This window comes from Floridaenema evergladense BLCC-F167 (genome assembly GCF_041929205.2).
GTDB lineage: Bacteria > Cyanobacteriota > Cyanobacteriia > Cyanobacteriales > Aerosakkonemataceae > Floridanema > Floridanema evergladense.
In genome coordinates this window covers 4666501-4690631 of sequence record NZ_CM171625.1, presented here as the reverse complement: position 1 = coordinate 4690631, position 24131 = coordinate 4666501, and the positions used below count along the sequence as shown (strand labels likewise).

The window sequence follows — 24131 nt, the reverse complement described above, 5'->3', positions numbered from 1 at the left end:
TATGAGTGAATCAGAAGCGATCGCAAAAACCCCATCCCCGCGAACCCTAGAAACCTTAAAAAACGACTTCCGTCAACTTGGATTACAACCAGAAATGACAATAATAGTACACAGTTCCCTTAGTTCATTAGGGTGGGTTTGCGGAGGTTCAGTAACAGTTATTCAAGCTTTAATGGATGTCATTACGCCAAATGGTACATTAGTAATGCCTACCCATTCCGGCGAATATTCCGATCCTGCTACTTGGGAAAAACCACCAGTTCCGAGTGATTGGTGGCAAATAATTCGGGAAAATATGCCAGCTTTCGATCCGCAAATAACTCCGACAAATGGTATGGGAAAAATTGTCGAAACCTTTCGGAAATTTCCCCAAGTTTTGCGAAGTTATCATCCAGAAGTTTCTTTTGCTGCTTGGGGAAAACACGCCGAAACTATTATAAAAAATCACTCTTTAGATTACTCCCTTGGCGAATCTTCTCCCTTAGCTGGCCTTTATGATTTAGATGGTTGGGTATTATTATTAGGAGTAAATTACGATAGTTGTACTTGTCTCCATCTAGCTGAATATAGAGTACCGTATAAAAAAGAAACTCTTCGTGGTACAGTGGTTTTGGAAGGCGATCGACCAGTTTGGAAAAATTACCAAGATATAGAAGTTAGTAACGAATGTTTTAATCAAATAGGTGCTGCTTTTGAACAAACTCAATCTGTCAAAATTTCAGCAGTTGGTTCAGCAGAAGCAAGATTTTTTCCAGTTAAGTTAGTGGTAGATTTTGCAGTAGATTGGTTGACTAATAACAAGTAGAGGGGAAAAATGCAAGAATCACAACGTCAAAGATCGTTGCAAGCTTTAGAAAAATTTCTCGCCACTCCCTTAGCAAGTTTACTGCAAAAAGATAATGCTACAAAAGCGGAGTCTGCAACTTTAGCTTTGTTTCATTCCGTCGCTGCTACGGTTCCCGCTTACCAAAGGTTTTTAAATACCCAAAATATTAACCCGGCAACTATTCAAAGTTTAGCTGATTTCTCGCAATTACCGCAAGTTACCAAAGAGAATTATCTAAAAGTTTACTCGTTAGACCAATTATGTAAAGATGGAAAAATAGAAAGTTGCGATTTAATTGCTGCTTCCTCTGGTTCTACTGGTAAACCGACTTTTTGGCCTAGATTTTTCAGCGATGAATTAGCAATTACTACTAGGTTTGAGCAAATTTTTCATGATAGCTTTTTTGCTGATACTCGCCGGACTTTAGCTGTAGTTTGTTTCACTTTGGGAACTTGGGTAGGCGGTTTATTTACAACTAATTGTTGTCGCTATATTGCTAGTAAAGGTTATCCAATTACTGTAATCGCACCGGGAAATAATAAAGAAGAAATTTTTCGAGTTGTGCAAGAGTTGGGAGGTGCTTTTGAACAAGTGGTTTTATTAGGATATCCGCCATTTATTAAAGATGTGGTTGATACGGGAATTGCGCGAGGCGTTGAATGGCAGAAGTTTAATATTAAAATGGTTTTTGCGGGGGAAGTTTTTAGCGAGGAATGGCGGAGTTTAGTTGGGGAAAGAGTGCGATCGACCAATTTTTGTTATGACTCTGCTGCACTTTATGGAACTGCTGATGCGGGAGTTTTGGGAAATGAAACTCCTTTGAGTATTTGCATTCGTCGTTGGTTAGCAAATCATCCCGAAGCGGCAAAAAGTTTGTTTGGAGAATCGCGTTTACCGACTTTGGTACAATACGATCCTTTGAGTCGGTTTTTTCAAGTGGAAAATGGCAATTTGTTATTTTCGGGTGATAACGGGATTCCTTTAATTAGATACAATATTTTGGATACTGGCGGGATAATTCCTTATGATGAAATGTTGAGTTTTTTGGGAGAATATGGGTTCGATCCGTTAACTGCTTTGGCGCAAGAAAGAGGAGTTAGGGAGTTACCTTTTGTTTATGTTTTTGGACGATCGAATTTTACAATTTCCTATTTCGGTGCTAACATTTACCCGGAAAATGTCACCGTTGGATTGGAACAACCTGTAATTAAAGAATGGGTGACAGGGAAGTTTGTTTTGCAGGTGAAAGAAGATACAGATCAAAATAAGTCCCTCTCAATTGTGGTAGAGTTAGCACCAGGAATCGCAGCTAGTGAAGAAAAGAAAAATGCGATCGCAAACTCCATCCTTTCCCAACTGCAACGACTCAACAGCGAGTTTGCCAACTATGTTCCCCAAGCATATCAAAATCCCCAAATCACACTTACTCTCACCGGAGATCCTGAATATTTCCCGATCGGCGTTAAGCATCGCTACACCCGAAAATGAGAGAAACACTTAAAAGTACGTTGTTGCGCTTCAGCGCTGAAGCGCAACAACGTACCTAAAAAGTTAGAGGTGCAAGGGGGGCAATATCGGGATTGTTTCCACCTAACTGATTAGTGCGTAACATCCATGCGGTTGCACCTTGTTGGAGAAAACACTCTGTAATGCTGTCACTGGCAACACGAGGCAGTACTGTTCGCCAACTAATTAAACCTCTGAATATGGTTTGTAATGGATTGTCTTCCAGAGTACTACCTAAAACAGCAGATTCTTTTAACCAATCGGCACGCGCAGTGCCAAAGGGCATCAAGTGCCATTTTAGATCTGACCCAAGTTTTTCTAGTTGCTTAAGTCTTTGTGCCTGATCTGGATGTTGTTTCATCCAGGTTTTGATATCGGGATGATTTCGGATCGATCGCGCCATTTGCACTAATGCCGCATACAAGCTTTGATTAGAATCTTGAGAGCAGTTATTCGCAGGGCCAACATAAGTTCCCCCAGTACCATCGCCAATCCGATAACGTGCTGCCATCACTTCCAACTGACGAACTAACACATCTAAAGGCGATCGCTGTTGTCCCTCCGCTACCTCATAATTCCTCGTAAACGGCTCGAATTCAATCAGTGTATCAGCGATCGGGCGGATTCCAATCCAACCAAATTGACGATCGCCCATATACCTTGACCAGTGCATAGTTCCAGAGGTTAACCCATCTGGATTTTGCGTGTAAATTTGATGATAGATAATGTCCCAGCGTAACTCATCACTCAGCGGTTCCCGGATTACTGTAGCAACGCCAAAAGCAAAATGTCCAAAGTAAACAGGGCCTTGAGCAGCGGGCTCAGTCTTTTTCCCACCAATACCACCATAAACATGAACTAGTAAGGCGCGAGATCCTTCTTGCAACTGATTTTTAGCTTGCTTTAAGGACTTAGACGAGTAACTTAAACGAGTTGAGCTAATCTTGCCTTTTTGCTGATTTAATTTTTCCCATGATTCCTTTTTCAAAAAGGTTTCTACCGCTGTTCTTCCCACAACTTCTTGAGTGGCATTCAGTTGAAATAAAGCACGGGGAGCGATCGCTTGCACCACAAAAGATCCATTCCGATCGGGTGCGCCGTAAATATACCAACCTGTTTTATTCAGCGGAGATTGTTCGATTCCTTTATTTGTAAACGGATAAGTATTGTTATCATCTTTAACTACTTGTGGCAACCAAACAATTTCCTCTACTCCATCAAACTGCTGACTAGCTTTGTTGAAATGAACGACGCGAAAATGTTCTGGAGTCGCAGATTTATCAACCGATCCTAAGAATTTTACCAAACCGTAGAAACGTCCAGTAATTTGAATGGGCTCATGAGAAATCACCAGATAAATCGGACTTCCCCCTTCCAATTTCTGCACCACTACTGGATCGGGTAATGCCACAATTAGATCGTCTTTGGGGTGAGCACCTGCCAAAGATTCTAGCGGATCGACCAGTTTCCAGTGGTTGAGGCGAGTTGGATACACACCACCCTCTTGACTCTTTTGTTCCGCAGTTGGGCTGAAATGCACGTCTTTAGTGACTTGTCGCCAGTAATCTTGAACTTTTGGATCTTCACTCCAACGCACAGTGACGACTTGACCGATCAAGTGGGCATATTCCGGGGGTGCATGATGGATTTCAAAGGGAATAGCTTGAGGTTTTCTGCCTTCGGGAGTCGGTAAAATTAAGCGACCGATCCAGTTTGCCACAGGACGATAGCGATCGCGTAAGCGTGCCGTAGGCGTATCGCTAGCAACTGTAGCCGAAATCGGGTAAAATTCAGGACGGTTGAAGGCAGCTTCCCGATAGCGATCGAGGTTACTCAAAACGCGAGGTTTATGGACTTGTGACAGTGCAGCCGTTCCTTGAAGAATGTCAGCAACCCAATCTACAGTTTGTTGTAGGGCACTGCGACCATCAGCAAGCAATAAATCTGCATCCATTACACCACCAGGAACTTGATGTCCAACTGCGCCTAGATTAATCAAACTCACTTTCCCCATCCTTTTTGTGCGATTCCAGTAAGAAAGAAATAACAGTTTCCAGCGTTTCGGAAAGAAGATTGGCCCCACCCGTTCGACCAGATCTTTATTGCCAACTAAATGATAAAAGTGTTCTAGTTTCAGAGAGTTGTTATTGCCGCTAAACACACCTGCGATCGAGATAATATCGATCGGTGCTTGCAAAGCATCTTTTAAATAAGGTGCAGTTCCCATCGAAATTTGTCCACCACCGCTAAAACCAATCAAAGTAATCGGTAAACCGCTGCCGGGAATATAACCATGATTGAGTAAGCTATTGTAAATCACTTGAGCCGTTCCCCGATTGTAGATCGGCCCATAACGACTGTCAGCAGACACCGAAACCATAAACATATTCCGCAGATTGATCGCAAAAGCCAGCAAACCGCCATCTTCGCTGGATTGTACGCGATCGGCCCAGTTCCAAAACCAAGCAAAAGGACGATTCTCTGTCAAGGATCGGTTCATCGGTGAGTAGGGCATCAAACCCCGGATGATTTGAATATTATCGGGCAATACTTTGGCTAAATCGTCCAAAAACCTTTCTACTTCCGGGAGATAGTCAAATTTTGCCTGCCCAATGCCATCAAGATAAATCACATAGCGAGAAACTGCTGTTTCTGTGAGTGCTCGTTCTTGAAGTTTACCCAAGTTTTCTTTTGTGGTGGCGATCGGATCGCCATACCACCCCGCCCACCAGCCTAACGCTTCTAGAGGAGTGAGCAAAATCGCCAACAGTAGCGCCAGCACCCCGATTCCGACTAGATTAAAGATTAAACGAACAGTTACGCTCATGGCAGCAAAAGCAGTTTGAATCAGCAGGGGTAGGAAGGGCAACAAAATTATCAACGCCCCGGTAACTAAAACCAGCTGCCAGAATTTTCTCGATCGCCCAGATGCTTGGTTGCTCATGAGTTTCTGCTATCCTGATTGCTTGTGTTACTCTGTAAGCCTGTTTCTAATAAGGTTTCTAAGCTGCGTAAGTCAGTGACTAAGTTAGTTCCAGCAGTAGTATTTGCCAGCCAAGTGCCCAAGGCTGAAATTGGTTTTCCGATCGTCCGCTGTAAGATTTGCAAAACAAACCATCCCAACAAACTACAAGCAAAAGCTTCCCACACACCAAACCCCGTCGCTACATTAAAACCTCGCACAAATGCCAGTAAAGTCCACAGGGAAAGCAAAACTTGGATCGGTACACCGAAGTAAGGCATAGCAATTAAAAAACTCAGAATTTGGGGAGCCGTAGCCAATCCCACCATGCGATAAACTATGTTGAAATCAACGGTTTGTTTAAACAAAAACCGACTAACTAGCCAAGTACTCCAGATCCAAAAACCATAGCTAAAGACAAACAAAATAGCCGATAGTAATAGGCTCAGAATAAAACGGAAAGGTTTGACTCGGTTGATGAATAGGATAATACTTTGTCCGATCGCCTGCGAAAAACCCGCTAACAACAATACATTAATTGCTATTTTGTTAGCATCGGGTAATTTTGCCATCACCTGAAATGCTTTTGGATTTAGTGCGATCGCTCCTTTAACTAATTCCCAAAAATCCGCAGATTCCATTTCCCATATCCTAAATTTTATTTAAAAAGAATATCACTTAAACAGCATTAGCTTAACTGCGATCGCCAAACCTTGTAGAGACGTTGTATACAACGTCTCTACAGTATGGGTAATTAACTCTTGAGATATTCAACATTATCTTGCTCAGCGGCTATTCTCGCTTCGATCGCCTCAAAAACAGCTACCTCCGCTTCTTCCGCAGCAGCAGCGGCAAGTAAGATTGCAGCGATCGCATATTCTTCCGCTTCTTGAGCGTGTTTTTGCAGTTTATCTTTCGCCTTTTGCGCTTTCCATTCTGCTACTTCCGCTTCAACTTCTGCTTTTTTCGCTTCAATACGTTGCGCCAGTTTTTCCTTAGCAGTTGTCACCTCCTGCTTTTTAGTTTCTAACTTGGCTTTCGCTATTTCTAGCTTTTCTTTGATCGTAGATTCTGCTTCTTTAGAAGCTGTACTCAGTTTTTCTTTGACTTGGAGTAAATGGCTTTCAATCCCATTAAGTTGGACTTTCAGATCGTCACAGAATTTTTCAATTCTTTCGCTCATGGTAATCTCCTAAGATTAAAAAAAATGTCAGTTAGAAACCTAAAAACAGAGAAATTTGAAAAGTAAACCAGGGATTCGTATCTTCTGTTACCGCTCGGCGGATTCCATCTGAGGGAAACGCGATCGAACCAACAGAAACAAAGAACAAATTTTGCGAAATTGACCAACGAGTTGTTAACATTACCTCATGTCCAATACTGCGAGACTCCAAGTTTGATAAAGCTGGATTTCCCCCCAGATTGTTCAACTGATTGGCAAACAGGTAAAAGTAATCTATAGAAAATTGTAACCTATCAGTGGGCTGTACTTTAAATTCAACTCGATGAGAAAGTAAATTGCCATTGGAGTAAACTTTAGCCAAGTTAATTCCTTGCAGCCAATCACCTAATCCACCACCACGTAAAGAATCAAATCTTTCATAAGTGGAAGTTTTCGGATTATCGCCGCTGAAAGCAGCAAATCGATAACTAATACTAGGTCGCCAAGGAGTATTTTGAAAAGTATAACCTCCCCAGATATAACCTGCATGAGCAGACATAGCAAAGTTACTATTCCATTCGTGAGCATATTCGCTTTCTACCCATAATCCTTCAATGCCGAAAGGTGATGTCCAACGCACTCGCGGATTAATTACTTGTAAACCTTCTCTAGTTTGTTGTTTACCGTCAGGAAAAGCGTAAACTGTGTTTGATTGGGGAACTGTAATATATGCTAATGCTGCTTCAAGATTGCGGTTATTATTGTACTTTAAATTAACACCTAAAAAGCGGGATTCTGTATCTGCGATCGGTAACTCATTCGGATTCAAATAAAACCCTTGAATTAAGAATTGACCTATTCGCAAATCGGCTAAAACAGCATTATCATAAACTGTCCGAGCATTGAGAAAACTAGCACCTCGTTCTAAAGCATTTGCCGAACCTAACACTTGTCCAAACAAAAAATTGCGATTTAGTTGAAAGTTTTGTCGTCCTGCTGATATATTGAATGATATAGGAGAACCTTTTTCAGTGAAGAGAAAACCCCCATAAAGTTTTTCCACTGCACCATAAAACCGAGTATCATCTCGAAAAATATCAGGCGCTAAAGTTGCTGATTGAGTGAAACTAAATGCACCGTAAACATAGAGAGGAATATTACCAATTTTAGTAATACCTGCAAAGCCTGGTTCAATATAAAATTCGGGCCAAGTAATTGTGCCTTTTGGTTGATAGTTTCCTCGGACAAAATTTTGGCTGTTACCAAACCAAGGATTTGTATCGCTGAAAACTCCGAATCCAGCATTTAAAATGAGTTTTACTAAAGTGCGATCGCTCTCATAAAGCGTCGGAAAATCTCCGAATCTACCAGTAACAAAAATACCTCTTGGTTCTTTAGCTTGTGGTGGTTTTGAGGTTTCTTCTGGTTGCAAAGTAACTAACAAAGCAACGATAACTCCACCTGGATTATCTGCTTGGTAAACTCGGTATTCTGCCGATTCAATAAAAGCTAATTGTTGGACTTGATTAGTAGCTTTTTGAGCAAATAGCGGACTAAAGCTGCTACCAGCACGAATCGCAAAAGTCTCAGTTATTTGTTGTTGTAACTGCTGATTTTTTGCGGGATCGTTTGTGGGATTTTTCAGGTGAATATAAACTCGTTCGATCGCACTTCCCTCTGCTACTCTTGGGGGAATCAGAATCCCCGCATTTGGATCGTAAGAGTTAGTTGGCGAAGATTCTGTTTGCTGAGAAACTTGATTTGTTGATTGGAGGCGATCGAATATCGAAAGCTCCTCTAGCGTAATTTTCTGTTCACCTTCTGCCGAAGTTTGCTGCTCCAAAAGATCAATTGCACGAGTAAAAATAACCTGATTATTGTTGTTAACTGTAGGTGTTACTTGTGCAAAACCTACTGAAGCAAAACCCAAAACAGACAAAGTTGAGATTGAAATAAACCCCAGAAAATAACGATACCAGAGCAAACAACGAACCATCGAAATAAACCTCACACTTTTATCCCAAATCCAAGTTAACTAACTCCTCTTCTTTCTCTTTCCTCTGCGTCCTCTGCGTCCTCTGCGGTTCATTATCAAGAAAAATTTTAACCCCAGATGAATATAGAGTTTTCTGGATTTTTACAGAAGTTTAATGCCCTAAAGTTTCGCTCGAAACTCCCGACTCGCTTCCCCCAATCCTGCATCAGATTTAGCACTAATGAAAAACACCTTAAACTGCTGATCGCGACTGAGATATTCCGTGTATGTCGCTTGTAAATATGGTCGATAAGTTGGATTATCGAGCAACGAAACTTCAAAAAATGCCAGCGTTAAAGCATTACTATAAGAATTTAAAAGAGCGGGTGGTGGTAATGTTAAATAAGTAGCGGATTCAATAAGTTGCATTAACCCGGAACCAAGAACTGAGAAATCGACATGAGCTTGTCCTTCAACAAGTGCTAAATATTTGTTGGGAGTTGTCAGCATTTTGAACGATCGCACTTGCTCAAAAACAGCTGGTGTTGCTGGATCGTGAGTTCCCGCCTCCAGCATAGTTGGAATCGTGATTTGGCTCAAACCTTTAGCACCAAAAATAGCGTAATTAACTGGATTTAAAGCATAAACTGCTTTTACTCTTGGATCTCTTAAATTGTACGGTTGACGGGGTAAATCTAATACCCGACATTGAATAAATAGCGAGAAGTCAAGATATTCCAGATTATTATTACAAGTCTGTTGCAAATGAGCAAAATCGATCGTCGCACCCGCCACTGCTAACACAGTATAACCGCCAAAAGAATGCCCCATCACTCCCACAGATTGCACATTTAAACGCCCAGAAAATTCGCTTTGATTGCGTCGTTCTAATTCATCCAAAACATAACTAATATCTAAAGGAGCATCGATAAAATCCTGACTAAAAAACACATTTCGGGATAATCCTTGGTGCATATTTTGCAGCTGAATCATATCGCTTCCCGAATGTTGAGGCACCGCGATAACATAGCCATGAGAGGCAAAAAACTCTGCCCGTTTCGCCAAATCTTCAGGTCTAGATCCAAGTCCATGAGAAATTACAATTACAGGTGCTTTTCCGCTTCTCCAACGTTGGGGTTGATACAAGTCTACATAAAACGATCGGTTACGCTTTTCATCTCTTAACTGCCAACGTTTTTGCTGCACTCCTAAATTTCCAAGTTGCCTTAAATCAGCTAAAGCTGAAAAGTTAGTTGCTACTTCTTTTTTCGCTTCCTCCTCAGAAAGTTGAGTAATAGTTTTAGTGAAATATTTCGTTGCTTCAACCACAATGCCCGCTGCTTTGGATAACTCTAAGCTAGATCGGACATCGATCCACATATCCGTCGGGTATTTGCGGAATAAATTCAACAAAGACAGACCTTTGGGATCTGAAGCTGCTAAAATAATCGCTGCACGGAGAGCATATTTGCCGTTGATATTTGGGTCTGTACGAATATAGGAACCAAACTGGTTTAAAAAGTTTTCTCCAAGGGGAGTGTAGAGAAATTGCGAGATTGGAACCAGATTTACTTTGATAGATGATTTAAGTACTTGTTGAAATCTTTGCTGTTCCTCTTTATCTGCTTTGAGAAATTTGAAGTAAAACTGTAAATCTGGACTAACAACGCCTGTTTCTGCAAAAGTTTCTAGGGAACTAACTTCCAAAGATTGAACTATCGGGCCATATTGAAAATAAATTTTTTCTGCGGCTTTGGCGGGGAGAGTGGCGATCGCACTAGCGCCAATTCCTAACAAAAGCAGCTGGATTTTTTTTAACCAATTAGATGCAGTTTGATATTTGAAAAACACGGTAAGTAATTTCCTAAAATATTAAATTCGGTTATCGATTTCTAGTAAAGAGGTTGGATGCAACATCTCTACAAAAAACTATCTTTAGTAAGCCGTCCAACCACCATCAGTGGCATAAGTACAACCCGTTAAATTAGAAGCATCTTGAGACAGGAGAAAGAGAATAATTGCCCCTTGTTCCCAAACGGTAGCCGAACGATTTTTGGAATCAGCAGCAGACAAAATGCTCTTTACTTTGAGTCCACCCATCGAGCCACCCTCTCCAGCTTTTTTGCTTGCCTGCACAAATTCACCTGCTCTCGCTACCATCGGTGTATCCGTAGCTGCCATATTGACTGAGTTGATCCGAATCCCGTAAGGTGCATAATCTAGAGCGGCATTTCGCGTTAAGCCTGTAACTCCGTGTTTACTGGCAACGTAGGCGGGATTTCCGGCTAATCCGGTTAAACCTGCGATCGAACCAATATTAACGATCGCTCCACCTTTACCCTGTGCTAACATCTGTCGCAGTTCTGAGCGCATCGACTTAAATACACCCGTTGTATTGGTAGCAATCACAGCATCCCAATATTCATCAGTAGCCAGATGAATTGAATTAGGCAATAGATTCCGTTGACCTTCAAAATTCAGCGGTTGAGCCGGATCTCCCCCATCCATCACTCCAGCCGCATTCAGCGCCAGATCGATACCACCAAAGGTTTTCACGGCTTCTGCTATCATGCGATCGCACAACGCCGTTTCCACGACATTCCCGACAATTGCGATCGCTTTATGCCCTTCCCCTTTAATCTTGCTAATTGTCTGATTTAGCTCTTTTTCCTTGCGGTCAACTCCAACCACATTAGCACCTTCACGGGCGGCTCTAATCGCTGTAGCCGATCCAATTCCCGTCGCCGCACCCGTAATTAAAATCGTTTTTCCTTGAAATCGATTGGGAATAAAATAGTCAGGATTAGTTGGTTGAATATCCATAGTTTTTACCTCACCTTTGATTGAATGTCATGATTTTATTACTCCTAATTAAGAGGTGAAAATTCGCAGCCGAATTTACCGAGTTTTGCCGTACAATTTGACAATTGCTCTTTCGTTTGAACCTGGACGAGATCTGTAAATCAAAGTGACGTAACGGATAGATCGATCGCGACCTGGGAGATCGATTACTCTTGATTGTTGATTTTTGCTAATGTATTGCCGCAAAGGAACATCGATAGTTCTTCCATTGCGTAAAGTAACGGTCATATTGAAGATTTGAATACCCGTTTCTTTAACTTCTAACTTGATGCGAGCAAACTGTTTTCCAGTTCTTACAGGAATAACATCGCGATCGGTAACTAAGCGAACACTTCGCTCTCCTAAATATTCCCATCCATTTGCTAGTGTGGGGGCGATCGATCCTAACAAAGTCAAATTAAAAGCCAGCAAACTAACAATAACAGTTCTTCGTTTCATAAAAAACCTCTAGTTGGTAATTTTCAAGTACGTTGTTGTGCTTTAGTACTAAATGTGGGGCTAAAGCCCAACAACGTACCTCTAAAAGCTCTCAGATTAACGGCTTATTCATCATCACCAGTTGGCATTTTGCTCTTATAAATCCCGCCTCCATTTACCAAGAGTTCAATCCCTGTTACCCAACTAGCGCAGGAGAAATCAAATAATTGAAAGCCTGACGCACCCTACAATATGACTTTTAAATGCGTAACAGCTTAACTTCTAACTTGATGCGAGCAAACTGTTTTCTAGTTCTTACAGGAATAACAATTCAAAGCGATTTATAATGCGATCGCTGCCGGAAGGCTGTAGTAGTCTACAGCGATGAAATCAACTCCCTGTCGCTTTAGATCTGCTTCTGATTGCGTGGTAGCCAGTGCCAAGCATGAACATCCTGCTGCTTTCGCAGCGGCAACTCCTGCTTCTGAATCTTCAGCTACAAGACAGTCTTGGGGAGCCGCACTAGCCCGTTGAGCGGCTGTCAAGAAAATTTCTGGATGGGGTTTGCCATGCTTAATATGATCTGAGGTAACTAACTCCTCAAAATAAGGAGTGAAATTGAACTTTTGGAACACGGCTTCCACATTAGCCAGCGGTGCATCCGTCGCCAAAATACATGGTATGCCCAAATTTTTTAAGGAAATCAAGTAGGTTTCAACCCCAGCAATTGGACTCAAAACCTCAGTATCAGCTGTTGCTAACCGTTCTCGATACAAAATCTGACGCTCTTCAGTTAAACGGGCAATTTCATCATGCCCTAAATCCTCACCAAAGAAGTGAGCAACGACCTCAATGGCTTTTCGTCCCTTGGCATAGCTCAGTTCTTCGTCTGAAAGATTCAACCCATGAAGACGAGTAAACTCTTTCCAAACCTGCTGATGGAGTGGAACGTTGTTGATAATCGTTCCATCCATATCAAACAAAACAGCGTCAAAGGGATACGGTTTCATATCGGAATTTCCTGTTAGTTGCAAATCACTAAACGGGTAATCACAAATCTGCCGAGTAGTCGTCATGCCCACAAAGGGGACTGAGTACCTAATAAATCAGGGGATAAGAGGAGCAAAGCAAATTCTCCCCTTATCCCTTTTTTCAGGGGTTACTTAATCAATAGGGCCACTTCCATTCGCGGATCTCAAGCTTATCGATACCCTCGGCATAGGCATAGTTAGAGTTTTCGATAATCTGATTTTTCAGCCACTCCCGCAGGTTGGCACCTGCGTTTTGGAGTTGAGGAATCCGGTCAATGATGTCGATCGCAATATTGAAGCGATCGATCTGGTTACACATGGCTAACTCCAGAGGAGTGTTGATATTGCCATGCTCTTTATAACCCCGGACATGGATACGGTGCTGGTTAGAACGACGATAGGTGAGCTTGTGAATCAACCACGGATAACCGTGGAAGTTAACAATCACAGGCTTATCTGGGGTAAACAGGCTATCGAACTCTCTAGCAGAAAGACCGTGGGGGTGTTCTTCTTCGGGCATCAGCTTGAACAAATCCACCACATTAATGAAGCGGATCTTAATTTCCGGGAAGTGTTCCCGCATGATGGCGGACGCTGCCAGAGCTTCCATCGTAGGCACATCGCCAATACCCGCCAACACGATGTCCGGTTCAGCACCGGCATCATTACTTGCCCAATCCCAAATGCCAATCCCCTTAGCACAGTGGACAACTGCCGCATCCATATCGAGATACTGCAAGTGCTTTTGCTTATCCGATACGATGACATTAACTACATTTTTCGCCTGTAAACAAGTGTTGGTTACTGAAAGCAAGCAGTTAACATCTGGAGGCAGATAAATGCGAGTGACTTCTGGACTCTTGTTTGTCATCACATCCAGAAACCCTGGATCTTGGTGAGTAAACCCATTATGGTCCTGCCGCCATACGGTTGAGGTAATCAGCAGATTTAAGGAAGGAACAGGCGCTCGCCAGGACAGTTCATTGCACTTCTCGATCCACTTGCAATGTTGGTTCACCATTGAGTCTATGACGTGGACAAAAGACTCATAGGTGGAGAAGAAAGTGTGTCGTCCAGTGAGGATATATCCCTCCATCCATCCTTCCAGGGTATGCTCACTGAGCATTTCCATCACCCGACCATTGGGGGAGAGTTCCCCCCCGTCCAGATCTTCCTCCAGGTATTCTGCCAGCCAGGTCTTCTTGCTGACCTCATAGATTGCATTAAGCTTGTTGGACGTATTTTCATCGGGGCCAAAGACGCGGAAGTTGGTCATGTTATTCCGCATCACGTCTCTGAGAAATTCTCCGAGTGGACGGGTATTTTCGACATCGGTTTGACCAGGTTTTTGTACTGCTACGCCGTATTGCTTAAAGTCAGGCATTTGTAGTGCTTTGGAAAGCAGTCCGCCATTAGCATGGGGGTTGGCACTCATGCGGCGGGTTCCCGTGGGAGTGAGTTCCCGCAATTCAGGGATCAGTTTGCCGTTTGAGTCAAACAGTTCTTCCGGCTTATAACTCTTCAGCCAGGACTCCAATCTGCTCAGGTGCGCCGGATTCGTTTTCACATCCGCCATCGGCACCTGGTGCGCCCGCCAGAACCCTTCTACCTTGTGTCCATCAATTTCCGCCGGGGCTGTCCACCCTTTGGGAGTTCGCAGCACAATCATGGGGAAGCGCTGGAATTTTGCCACCCCACTGCTGCGAGCCTCTTCCTGAATGTGACGAATTTCTTCAATGCAATGATCCATTGTGGCTGCCATTGCTTGATGCATACTGGGAAGATCGGAACCTTCGACGAAGTAGGGCTGATAACCATAGCCCAGGAATAGATGCTCTAAGTCTGAATGGCTAATCCGCGAAAGAATCGTCGGGTTGTTGATTTTATAGCCATTGAGATGAAGGATTGGCAGTACTGCCCCATCCGTAATCGGGTTGAGAAACTTGTTAGAGTGCCAGGAGGTCGCCAAAGGCCCTGTTTCTGATTCCCCATCTCCTGGTACTGCGAAACTAATCAGATCGGGATTGTCAAACACCGTTCCATAGGCATGAGAAATACAGTAGCCTAACTCGCCTCCTTCATTAATCGAACCTGGAGTTTCAGGAGTACAGTGACTACCAATTCCACCGGGGAAAGAGAATTGCTTAAAGAACTTCCGCATCCCCTCTTCGTCTTCGCTCTTATCGGGATAAACCTCCGAGTAGGTTCCCTCCAGATAACAGGGAGCGAGAACACCGGGTGCGCCATGACCTGGCCCGTTTAGATAAATCGCATTGAGGTCATACTTTTTAATAACTCGGTTGCAGTGCGCGTAAATAAAGCCCTGCCCAGCACTCGAACCCCAATGACCTAGCACACGATTTTTAATGTGTTCAGGTTTCAAGGGTTCCTTTAACAGCGGATTCTCTCTCAGATATAGCATTCCCAACATGAGATAATGAGAAGCTCGCAAAAAAGCATCCATCTTGCTAACTTCTTCGTCACTGAGAGGTGTTCCTTGGATCGTGGATCGAGCAATGCCAAAACAGCTGATGCTGGCACTTGTTTTTTCAGGCTGAGAGACCATTTCTCCTCCAATTTCATTAATAGAGATGACTCAACAACTATGATCTAGAACTTCATGTTCCAAAGTTAAGTGCAAAACAGATCCAATTTGGCTGTTGGAACTGAATTAGGTGCTGGGTAAAGAACGGAGTGATTCGGGCAAATGACTGCGATCGCCAATGATGCGAAAGAATGGTCCATGATGACCTAGCTCTACGATACTGAGAGCATTGACTGGCATATCAAAGCGATCGCGATAACGCCCCACATCAATGCCCAACAACACACACAGGAGAATCCGAATCGTGGCTTTGTGGGAGACGAGCAGGATATTCCCATCCACATAGGTTTGCTCGATTTCCTGGATTAATTTCCAAACACGTAGGGCAATATCGACAGCTTTTTCGCCTCCCGGTGGCGCATTCCAGGCGGGATCAGTGAGCCAGCGCACATACTGATCATGAAATTTATAATTGACAACCCTTGGTTGCAGTCCTTCCCACTGACCATAAGCAATCTCTTGCAGTTCAGGTTTGAGTTGCATGGTAATTCCAGTCTGGTCGCAGATCGGTTGTGCGGTTTCGATTGTACGGCGGAGAGGACTCACCAGAATGCCTGTCCAGGGAAGGTTAGCATAGACTTGAGCAAAGACTTTCGCCATCTCAATGCCTGCAGGCGTTAAACCCGGATCATTAGCAGGTGTGCCACAGTAACCACCTGTTTCAGAGTAAGCGGTTTGCCCATGTCGCAGAATGTAGAGCGTGATAGTCATTATTTCAATTGAGCAGCAATGGCTTGGCTAATAAGTTGAATCCTACATTTTGCGCTTCCAACGATTTATTCAGGCTTGAGGCGCACCCGCTTGCCACCACCAGAGACCTGCAAGGTTTGACCACTTACCCAGGAGCCAGCCGGGGATGCCAGCCAGAGAAAGGCGTTCGCAATATCTTGCGGTTTACCAGCACGTCCGGTCAGGTTGTCGGGATGAGCTAAGGCATACTGAGCCTTTTCGTCCAGCCCTGCCTCCGCATAGCCCGGAGTAATGACAGTCCCAATTAACACCGTATTGATGCGAACTTCCTTAGCAAAATAGTGGGCAAGACCCAGCATCATGTGATTGAGAGCGGCTTTTGCGGCGGAATAAGCAATGAAGTCAAAGGCTGGTAGCGTACCGACCAGAGAACCGGAGTTGGTAATGGTGGCATTTTCAGCTTCAAGCAAGTAAGGGCGGCAGGCGGCAGTCATCCGCATCCCTGACAGGGTGTTGAGCTTGTAGCTTTCAACCATGTCTTCGATGGGAACATCTAGGGGGTCGTCATAGGCTTTGCCCCAACCAACGTTATTGACCAGAGTGGAAATCCCGCCAAAGGCTTTGACGGTTTGGTCAACACAGGCTTGAATATCCTCCTCACTGGTGACGTTGCAGCCGATTCCCAACACGTCATTACCCGTTTCAGCTTGAATAGCCGCTGCTGTGGCTTGAGCCTTCTCGCCATTGAGGTCGGCAATCATCACCTTGGCTCCTGCGCCAGAAAAGGTTTTAGCAATGGCTTCCCCAATGTTTTGGGCACCGCCCGTGATGATCGCCACATGACCATCCATCCGAAAATCGTGAAATGCATCAAACGTCATAGAACCTCCTTGTATTCCAAAATCCAAAATTCAAAATTTCTAATCCAGTTCCTGCAAACCACCACCGCTAACGGTGAGCACTTGTCCACTTACCCAACTTGCAGCGGGAGAACAGAAGAACAAAGCGGCATAAGCAATATCATTTGGTTGTCCCAAACGTGCCAAAGGTGTATGCTTTAACATGGTTTTTTCAACTTCTGGTGTGAGCACAGTTGCCAAAGCATCAGTTTTAATTGCACCGGGAGCGATCGCATTTACGCGAATATTTTTTGGCCCTAAATCAAAGGCAATGTTGCGAGTTAAATGACTTTCTGCTGCTTTTGAGGAACTGTAAGAAGCCATATTAATGTTTTTGTTTTCACCTGCCATTGAGGAAATATTTAAAATTGCACCGCCTCCCGCTGCTTCCATGTGGGGGGCGCATAATTGACAAAGGTGAAAAACTGAAAAAACATTGAGTTTATATGCCCAAATAAATGTATCCATTGGCATATCAAAAGGTTTTGGGCCACCACCTCCAGCGTTGTTAACTAAAATAGTAATTTTGCCAAAGGAGTCGATCGTCTCCTGCACCAAATTTGCTAAGTTTTCATCATTAGTAACATCGCAAGCAACGGCGAGCGCTTTTCCCCCATTAGCATTAATTCTTTCTGCTACTACATCAGCTGTTTCTTTTTTCAAGTCACTAACAACAACTGCCGCCCCAGCTTGGGCAAACAATTCTGCAATTCCCCGACCTATTCCGGCTCCCCCACCTGTTACAATTGCCACCTGTCCATCAAGTTTAAATGCGTCTACTACTGACATATTTACTAATCTCCTTTAATCTAATTCAGGAATCAAAAAAAGCTGATTTTTGCAGCCAAATCTCTATTCGGGACGAAGGATTGCTTTCATTACAGCTGCATTAATAAACCAAGCTGCAACACCAGCAATCAAGCCAAGGATTATCGCTGCAATCAATGGTGTTACTAAGATTGTACCGAGAAATTTTTGCCAAAATAATGCTACTAATGCAGCCGTGCCAAAAGCGAATAGAGAATAAAACAAAACAGTTCTCAATCCAAAAAAGAAGAAAGGTCGATCGAGCAATTCTACCGGGGCTAATTGCAAGTTTTTCGCTTTCTTGCCAAAGTTAAAAAAGGCGATCGCACCCAAAATCAGGGATAGCATAAAAGCAGTCATTACACCTGATGAAAAAACTGTTTTTTCATGTGCTGAAATCGTATCTACTGTCATCGGCACAGTTGCTTGACTCTGAAACATGAACCAACCAATAATGCCGTTAATCACAGCGTTAATAACGCCGCTGACGATCGCTTCTTTTTGGATGATGTCATTCGCTTTAGCTGAATCATGAATCATACAATAGGTCTTTTGCTTTAATCACATTCACAGCATAAACAACAATAGTGTAAAACTGGTGCAAAAACTTGTTATGTTTGACTATTTTGGTAGGAACGTAACCAAAACCAAGAGAGAATTGCAGCTAAGAAAAGAACGATCGCACTCACCAACAACATCGGAATTACTAACGTCCAAATTGTTAATTCAGAGACGTTATCTCAGATCTTGCACCAGGGCTAAAAACCGGGTTTCTTGCAAATAGCTAAATCTGAAAGCCCAGATTTTTCGTAAAGAAACCCGGTTTTTCAAGTCTTGTTGAGAATGGTGCAAGATCTCAGTTATATCGTTTACCCAAATAAGTGATAAAACTTATCTTTGGATGAGGCGGGCAAGATGCCCACCCCACAAGAAAGCTGTAACTCTTATCGGGTGGGCAGAAGAACCAGCCTTAGTTTTCACTTTTTAGATATCTACCTACTGACTAAAGCTTAAGACTTTGCCAAAAAAAAGCCGCTTTCAGATCAGAAAGCATTATCTTGATAAGCGTTTGAACGCTTGACATAAGGTTGAAGGTAAATGAGTAACTTCAGCCTGATTGATAAACAAGTCTTCACAACCAAATTGTCAGACTCATTGACACAGAATTAAAAGGAGATTTTCATGGCAGCTATTAAAGTAGGAATTAACGGATTTGGTCGCATCGGAAGGTTAGTATTCCGCATCGGACTCGATCATCCAGAAGTTGAAATGGCTTGTATTAACGATCTTGTACCACCAGAAGCGATCGCCTACTTATTAAAATATGACTCCACACACGGTCGTTTCGCTGGCACAGTAGAAGCCAAAGAAGACGGCATCGTTGTCAACGGCAAGTTTATCCCCTGCGTATCCATCAAAAATCCCGAAGAATTACCTTGGGGACAAATGGGCATCGAGTACGTAGTTGAATCCACCGGACTATTTACCAGCTTTGATGGCGCATCCAAACACCTCACAGCAGGTGCCAAAAAAGTCGTCATTTCCGCCCCCACCAAAGACCCCGATAAAGTACCTACCTTTGTAGTGGGAGTCAACGATCAGAAATACGACCCCACCAAAGACAACATCGTTTCCAACGCCAGTTGCACCACCAACTGTTTAGCCCCCGTCGCCAAAGTTCTCAACGATAAATTCGGCATTACAGAAGGCTTAATGACCACAGTTCACGCTATGACAGCCACCCAGCCCACAGTTGACGGACCCAGCAAGAAAGACTTTCGCGGTGGACGTGGTGCTTCCCAAAATATCATCCCCGCTTCCACAGGTGCTGCTAAAGCTGTTACTTTAGCGATTCCAGAACTGAAAGGCAAACTCACAGGCATGGCTTTCCGCGTACCCACCCCCGACGTTTCAGCGGTTGACTTAACTTTCAAAACTGAAAAAGCCACCAGCTACAAAGAAATCTGTGAAGTTATGAAGGCAGCATCGGAAAACGAACTCAAAGGAATTTTGGGTTACACGGAAGATGATGTAGTCTCCAGCGACTTTACCACAGATCCACATTCCAGCATTTTCGATGCAGGTGCCGGAATTGAATTAAACTCAAATTTCTTCAAAGTAGTTGCTTGGTACGACAACGAATGGGGTTATTCCAGCAGAATGGTTGACCTAATCCTGGCAATGGCAGCTAAGGAAAAGGCTCTTCAGCCAGCGTAGGAGAGATGGGGAGATGGGGAGATGGGGGGATGGGGGGATGGGGGGATGGGGGGATGGGGGGATGGGGAGATGGGGAGATCTTCCCTAACCCCAATCCCCAGTCCCCAATCCCCAGTCCCCAGTCCCCAGTCCCCAATCCCCAGTCCCCAATCCCCAATCCCCATGAGAGTAGCAGTTTTTAGCACTAAACCTTACGATCCATTTTTCGTTCCCAGGTTCAACCTGGGAACGAGGATCTGGGAGGCTCTGCCTCCCCTGGTGCAAGATCTCAGTAGAGTTTTTTGCTGCTGAATTTAATGCTAATACTGCTCCTTTGGCGGCAGATTTTCCGGCTGATTGAGGCTATCAGAAAAAATTCTTACTCTACATCCAGTTATGGTTCAGTATATTAAATTACTATATAGTTTAATTTGTTCAAGTAACGATTAGTTTGGGGAAGCTCATCAATCTACATTTTCTGAACATAATATAAAGCTAATTGATTGAATTTGAATTAAAAGTGTTAGCAAAAAAGTATTTTAGAGTAGATACAGTAGAATAAATTTTTACAAATAAGTCACCTATTACGAAATAAAAATATTTTGGTGAAATCCATATTTTAAAGGTTTTACCGCAAATGATTAGCTTCAGTTTGGTTGAAAATCGCCAAGAAAAAATTAGTATAAAAATCAACTTATTTTTTAAGTGTGTACAAATATTATTATTCTGTTATAGTGTATATAAATCAGTAAAGCGAAGATACGATCGAATTCTAATATTGAGAAAATTTAAAATATTTACATCTTAATTAGTGGCATGATAACTTAATGATTACTCAAAGTCGATCGTTCATTAGTCTTATCAGCATCAGTATCAATGCTTACATTGAGAGCAACGCAAATTGCGAAAATCATTGAAAACAGAAAATCCTACGGTCATAAAATAGAAGCTGCGATCGCCAATCTCAGCTTTTATGAAAAAGTAGTAGGTGACTTGAAAAGTCATAGCGAGCAGCTTCTCGAACAGATAGTTGATAAAAGTATCCTCTGGCAATTGGAACGGCTGGCAAAAACTGATATACCAGCCATGCTCTCTGATATTGAGTCAGAAATAATAGGTCTTGATAAACTAAGAAAACGCTTTTCTCGTGACACGCTCAACATTGGTGTCGTCGGGAAAGCAAGAGAAGGCAAGAGTACTCTACTAAAAAGTATATCTGGCCTTTCATCAGAAGAGATACCCACAAGCGATCGCCAGCATTGCACCGGAGTAAAAGTAAATATTCGGCATGGAAATTCTCTAGAATATCTTTCTAGTGCAGAAACTTATGGCGAAATTTGGTTTTATACAGAAAATTCATTTCTCAATGAAGTAATTGCACTGTATTATACAGAACTTTCTTTAGGTAACTGTCCTCTCACACTAGATGAGTTTGCTAAACCAGGCTCTATTCCACCTTTACCCGATCGCTTAAAAAACATTTCTGAATATGAATCAAAATACAAAAAGCTACAAGAATATCAAAAAAATCTGAAGCACTATCGCCATTTGTTACAAGCTCCTTCACCTAGAGTAATTTGCAAATCAGATATTCGAGAATACGTAGCACAACATGATTCTTCTGGGGAGCCAATCTACAATTATGTAGCAGTGCGAGAAGCCAGAGTCACTTGTAATTTTCCGCAATCTGATGTGGGACAAATCGCTTTAGTTGATATGCCTGGTTTGGGTGATACCACTGTCGGTGACGAACAAAGACTAATTAAAGCACTCGGCGAAGAAGTTGATTTTGTCCTCTTTATACGCCTACCAAACCCAACAGGCGCATATTGGGATATCGACAATCATATCGGGTTATACGACAAAGTTCGCAATGCTTTGACGGAGTTACCCATAGAAAAATGGTCTTTTATGATTTTGAATCGAATAGTTGGTCAATCACCTGCAAATGATAACTTGAAAAACTGCGAATATCTGCAAAATACAATCCAAGATGTCAACATTAAAGTAGTAGATTGTGTGATTGCCAATTGCCAAAACACTGAGGAAGTAAATAATAAAATTCTCGATCGCATTCTTAATTATCTTGCTAATTCTATGAGCGATCTGGATCAAGAGTATGCTTCGGCTCGTCGGCGTAGTCTTAATCAACTTCAGGATAAGCTTAAAGAGTTAATTAAGAAAGCGAAAAGTGCTTTTGGACAAGCAGAGGTTCATGATGTTTGGTTCCCCGTTTTTATCAATTTATTTAATAAACTGTGGAATAACCTTTCTGTTGGCTTAGAGAGTTTATTGGATAGTCTAGCGGTAGAAAGGGATGTTCCCAATTCTCAGTTTAGCGAACTGGTGAATCATGTCGTGCAAAACTGTCAGGAGCATCCGGGAATTCCCGCGATCGAAGAAATCGAAAGATTACGTGCTAATCTTGGAGGCTATCAAGCTGCTTACAATACTTGTTTAAATAACGTGCGAACTTACATCTCCCAACAATTTCTTACCATAGACAGAGGATTGAAGCTATACGTGGGAGATATTAAATCAAAGGTAGCAAAAGTATTGGCAGAAGAAGGATGTTTAGGAAAACTAATCGGAACCGAAGCTCAGGGTGCAGAGTTAATTCAGATGATTGCTAATACTTTAGCTAAATATGAAGGTAACTCAATAGAAAGTGAGAAACTACAAAACATTAAATTAGGGTTTGAAATTCTCTCGGAATTTAATCTTTCTTATCGAGAAGTTATGCAGCACCGAATTCGGAAACAATTAGATAGGTTAATGCCTGATAAAGCTCCCCAATTGTCACAACCTTTCTCTGCTAAGCAAGTTTATAACTTTATTAAAACTCTTTATGATGAGGTTTTATATGATTGTAAACAAGCTTTGAATGAATTACTGAACGAGCCAAGTCAAGCAGCTTACGCAATTGTAGAGGAATTTGTCGATCGCGTACTGCGTGCAGAAGGCGTAAAAGATGGATGGTTAATTTTTCTTCAAACAGAGCGAACAAAAGTCTGGTCATCTGAATTTAAGACATTAACTGACAACGCTTATCTACACCAAAAATGGCTAAGTTTAGTCAAGCGTGTAGAAGAAGCAATCAAATTAGAGCCAGATTTCTAAACTACAATTCTAAAAAAATAAGGGTAATTAAAATGAATGCTCCTCAAAATCAGGACTTCTTCCAATCAGCCAAAAGACTGTTCAAAAAACCTTTAGAAGGGCCAAGAAAGATTAAAATTACTGTATTTGGCCCTAGAGGAGTGGGAAAAACCAGTCTTTTAACTGCCATGTCCGAACAGTTTGATAGAACAACCCAGAAAACTTCTTTGATTCTGCGACCAGAATTAAAAACTTCGTTAATTCTGCAAGATAAAAGATCCGATCTAAAAAGCTGTTTTGATACCCAAAATGAACTGGAAGTAGTAGGAGGAATTAAAGGTACTACAGAACCTCAAGACTTTGAGTTTAGTTTGGCTAAAACGGGTATGGATGCAACAGTAAAACTTTTTTTTATTGATTTTCCAGGTAAGGATTTAACCTCGGATATGGAATCAGTAAAAAAACTGTTAGATGAGTGCGGAATTGTACTAGTTGCTGTTGATGCGCCTGCGCTGATGGAAGAAGAAGGACGTTGGCATGATTTAATTAACAAACCTAATCTTGTAACGGATTATTTTAAAACGTCCTATCAAAATTTGAAGGAACCAAGATTGGTGATTTTTGTTCCGATTAAATGTGAAAAGTATATGCGCCAATGTCCAACAGATTTACTCAAGAGTGTGCAAAAAGGATACAGTTATTTGATTGAGTTTTTTGATAAGCCGGATTTACGTTCTCATGTAGCTGTAGTTGTTACGCCGATTCAAACATTAGGAAATGTAGAATTTTCGCGAATAGATGTCAGAAGTTACAATAACCAATACTATCCCCACTTTTATTTTCGGAAAACTAACACACCTAAGTATCAACCAATAGATTGCGAACAGCCATTGCGCTATTTATTAAGATTTCTGCTCAATATTCATTTAGAGCAGCGATTCGTACTTTGGAAATATCTCCGCAAAATGTTAGGAGATATTTTTGAGGATCATGCTTTTAGAGAAGCAGCGATCGAATTCGCAGAAAATTGTAAAACAACAGAGGGTTTTGCAATTTTACAGGACGAAGAAGGATGGTTAAACGTGAATAAATGA

General features: G+C 42.4%; 19 protein-coding genes. 6 read left to right on the top strand and 13 right to left on the bottom strand.

Annotation, left to right across the window (positions count from 1 at the left end):
- The first annotated feature begins 1 nt into the window (after position 1).
- On the top strand, positions 2 to 805 hold the full coding sequence (locus ACE1CA_RS22875) for an AAC(3) family N-acetyltransferase (protein ID WP_413276863.1): 804 nt from the start codon (positions 2 to 4) through the stop codon (positions 803 to 805).
- Between the two features lie 9 nt (positions 806 to 814).
- A complete protein-coding gene (locus ACE1CA_RS22870; RefSeq protein ID WP_413276862.1) occupies positions 815 to 2314 on the top strand; it encodes a phenylacetate--CoA ligase family protein in 1500 nt (499 codons plus the stop codon).
- A 55-nt stretch (positions 2315 to 2369) separates the two neighbouring features.
- Here ACE1CA_RS22870 and ACE1CA_RS22865 read toward each other — a convergent pair whose 3' ends face one another.
- The 13 genes from ACE1CA_RS22865 to ACE1CA_RS22805 all read right to left on the bottom strand — a co-directional run bounded on the left by ACE1CA_RS22865 (position 2370) and on the right by ACE1CA_RS22805 (position 18282).
- The gene (locus tag ACE1CA_RS22865) at positions 2370 to 5276 is read right to left on the bottom strand and encodes a CAAX protease (RefSeq protein ID WP_413276861.1); all 2907 of its coding nucleotides are present in this window, start codon (positions 5274 to 5276) and stop codon (positions 2370 to 2372) included.
- The gene (locus tag ACE1CA_RS22860; RefSeq protein ID WP_413276860.1) at positions 5273 to 5935 is read right to left on the bottom strand and encodes a hypothetical protein; all 663 of its coding nucleotides are present in this window, start codon (positions 5933 to 5935) and stop codon (positions 5273 to 5275) included. Before ACE1CA_RS22860 ends, ACE1CA_RS22865 begins: the two co-directional genes overlap by 4 nt.
- A gap of 113 nt (positions 5936 to 6048) precedes the next feature.
- A complete protein-coding gene (locus tag ACE1CA_RS22855; RefSeq protein WP_413276859.1) occupies positions 6049 to 6477 on the bottom strand; it encodes a hypothetical protein in 429 nt (142 codons plus the stop codon).
- A gap of 31 nt (positions 6478 to 6508) precedes the next feature.
- Positions 6509 to 8452 (bottom strand): alginate export family protein, encoded by a 1944-nt coding sequence (locus tag ACE1CA_RS22850; RefSeq protein WP_486517492.1) that lies wholly within the window; start codon positions 8450 to 8452, stop codon positions 6509 to 6511.
- 159 nt (positions 8453 to 8611) lie between these two features.
- Positions 8612 to 10282 (bottom strand): alpha/beta hydrolase, encoded by a 1671-nt coding sequence (locus ACE1CA_RS22845; RefSeq protein WP_413276857.1) that lies wholly within the window; start codon positions 10280 to 10282, stop codon positions 8612 to 8614.
- An 84-nt stretch (positions 10283 to 10366) separates the two neighbouring features.
- Entirely contained in the window at positions 10367 to 11254 is an 888-nt protein-coding gene (locus ACE1CA_RS22840) for an SDR family NAD(P)-dependent oxidoreductase (protein WP_413276856.1), read from the bottom strand.
- A gap of 75 nt (positions 11255 to 11329) precedes the next feature.
- Positions 11330 to 11731, bottom strand: a complete 402-nt coding sequence (locus ACE1CA_RS22835; protein ID WP_413276855.1) for a DUF2541 family protein — start codon at positions 11729 to 11731, stop codon at positions 11330 to 11332.
- A gap of 320 nt (positions 11732 to 12051) precedes the next feature.
- On the bottom strand, positions 12052 to 12720 hold the full coding sequence (locus tag ACE1CA_RS22830; RefSeq protein WP_413276854.1) for an HAD family hydrolase: 669 nt from the start codon (positions 12718 to 12720) through the stop codon (positions 12052 to 12054).
- Positions 12721 to 12877: 157 nt separating this feature from the next.
- Positions 12878 to 15307, bottom strand: coding sequence for a phosphoketolase family protein (locus ACE1CA_RS22825; protein ID WP_413276853.1), 2430 nt, complete (start codon positions 15305 to 15307; stop codon positions 12878 to 12880).
- A 105-nt stretch (positions 15308 to 15412) separates the two neighbouring features.
- Complete coding sequence (locus ACE1CA_RS22820) at positions 15413 to 16057, bottom strand: histidine phosphatase family protein (RefSeq protein ID WP_413276852.1); 645 nt, start codon at positions 16055 to 16057, stop codon at positions 15413 to 15415.
- 65 nt (positions 16058 to 16122) lie between these two features.
- Positions 16123 to 16917 (bottom strand): SDR family oxidoreductase, encoded by a 795-nt coding sequence (locus ACE1CA_RS22815; RefSeq protein ID WP_413276851.1) that lies wholly within the window; start codon positions 16915 to 16917, stop codon positions 16123 to 16125.
- A 39-nt stretch (positions 16918 to 16956) separates the two neighbouring features.
- On the bottom strand, positions 16957 to 17724 hold the full coding sequence (hdhA, locus tag ACE1CA_RS22810) for a 7-alpha-hydroxysteroid dehydrogenase (protein ID WP_413276850.1): 768 nt from the start codon (positions 17722 to 17724) through the stop codon (positions 16957 to 16959).
- Positions 17725 to 17787: 63 nt separating this feature from the next.
- Complete coding sequence (locus ACE1CA_RS22805) at positions 17788 to 18282, bottom strand: permease (protein ID WP_413276849.1); 495 nt, start codon at positions 18280 to 18282, stop codon at positions 17788 to 17790.
- A 642-nt stretch (positions 18283 to 18924) separates the two neighbouring features.
- Between ACE1CA_RS22805 and gap the strand changes: the two genes are divergently transcribed.
- From gap to ACE1CA_RS22785, 4 genes are all read left to right on the top strand, one after another.
- A complete protein-coding gene (gene gap, locus ACE1CA_RS22800) occupies positions 18925 to 19959 on the top strand; it encodes a type I glyceraldehyde-3-phosphate dehydrogenase (RefSeq protein ID WP_413276848.1) in 1035 nt (344 codons plus the stop codon).
- 5 nt (positions 19960 to 19964) lie between these two features.
- The gene (locus ACE1CA_RS22795) at positions 19965 to 20141 is read left to right on the top strand and encodes a hypothetical protein (RefSeq protein ID WP_486517491.1); all 177 of its coding nucleotides are present in this window, start codon (positions 19965 to 19967) and stop codon (positions 20139 to 20141) included.
- 673 nt (positions 20142 to 20814) lie between these two features.
- A complete protein-coding gene (locus ACE1CA_RS22790; RefSeq protein WP_413276847.1) occupies positions 20815 to 23058 on the top strand; it encodes a dynamin family protein in 2244 nt (747 codons plus the stop codon).
- A 32-nt stretch (positions 23059 to 23090) separates the two neighbouring features.
- The gene (locus tag ACE1CA_RS22785) at positions 23091 to 24131 is read left to right on the top strand and encodes a hypothetical protein (RefSeq protein ID WP_413276846.1); all 1041 of its coding nucleotides are present in this window, start codon (positions 23091 to 23093) and stop codon (positions 24129 to 24131) included.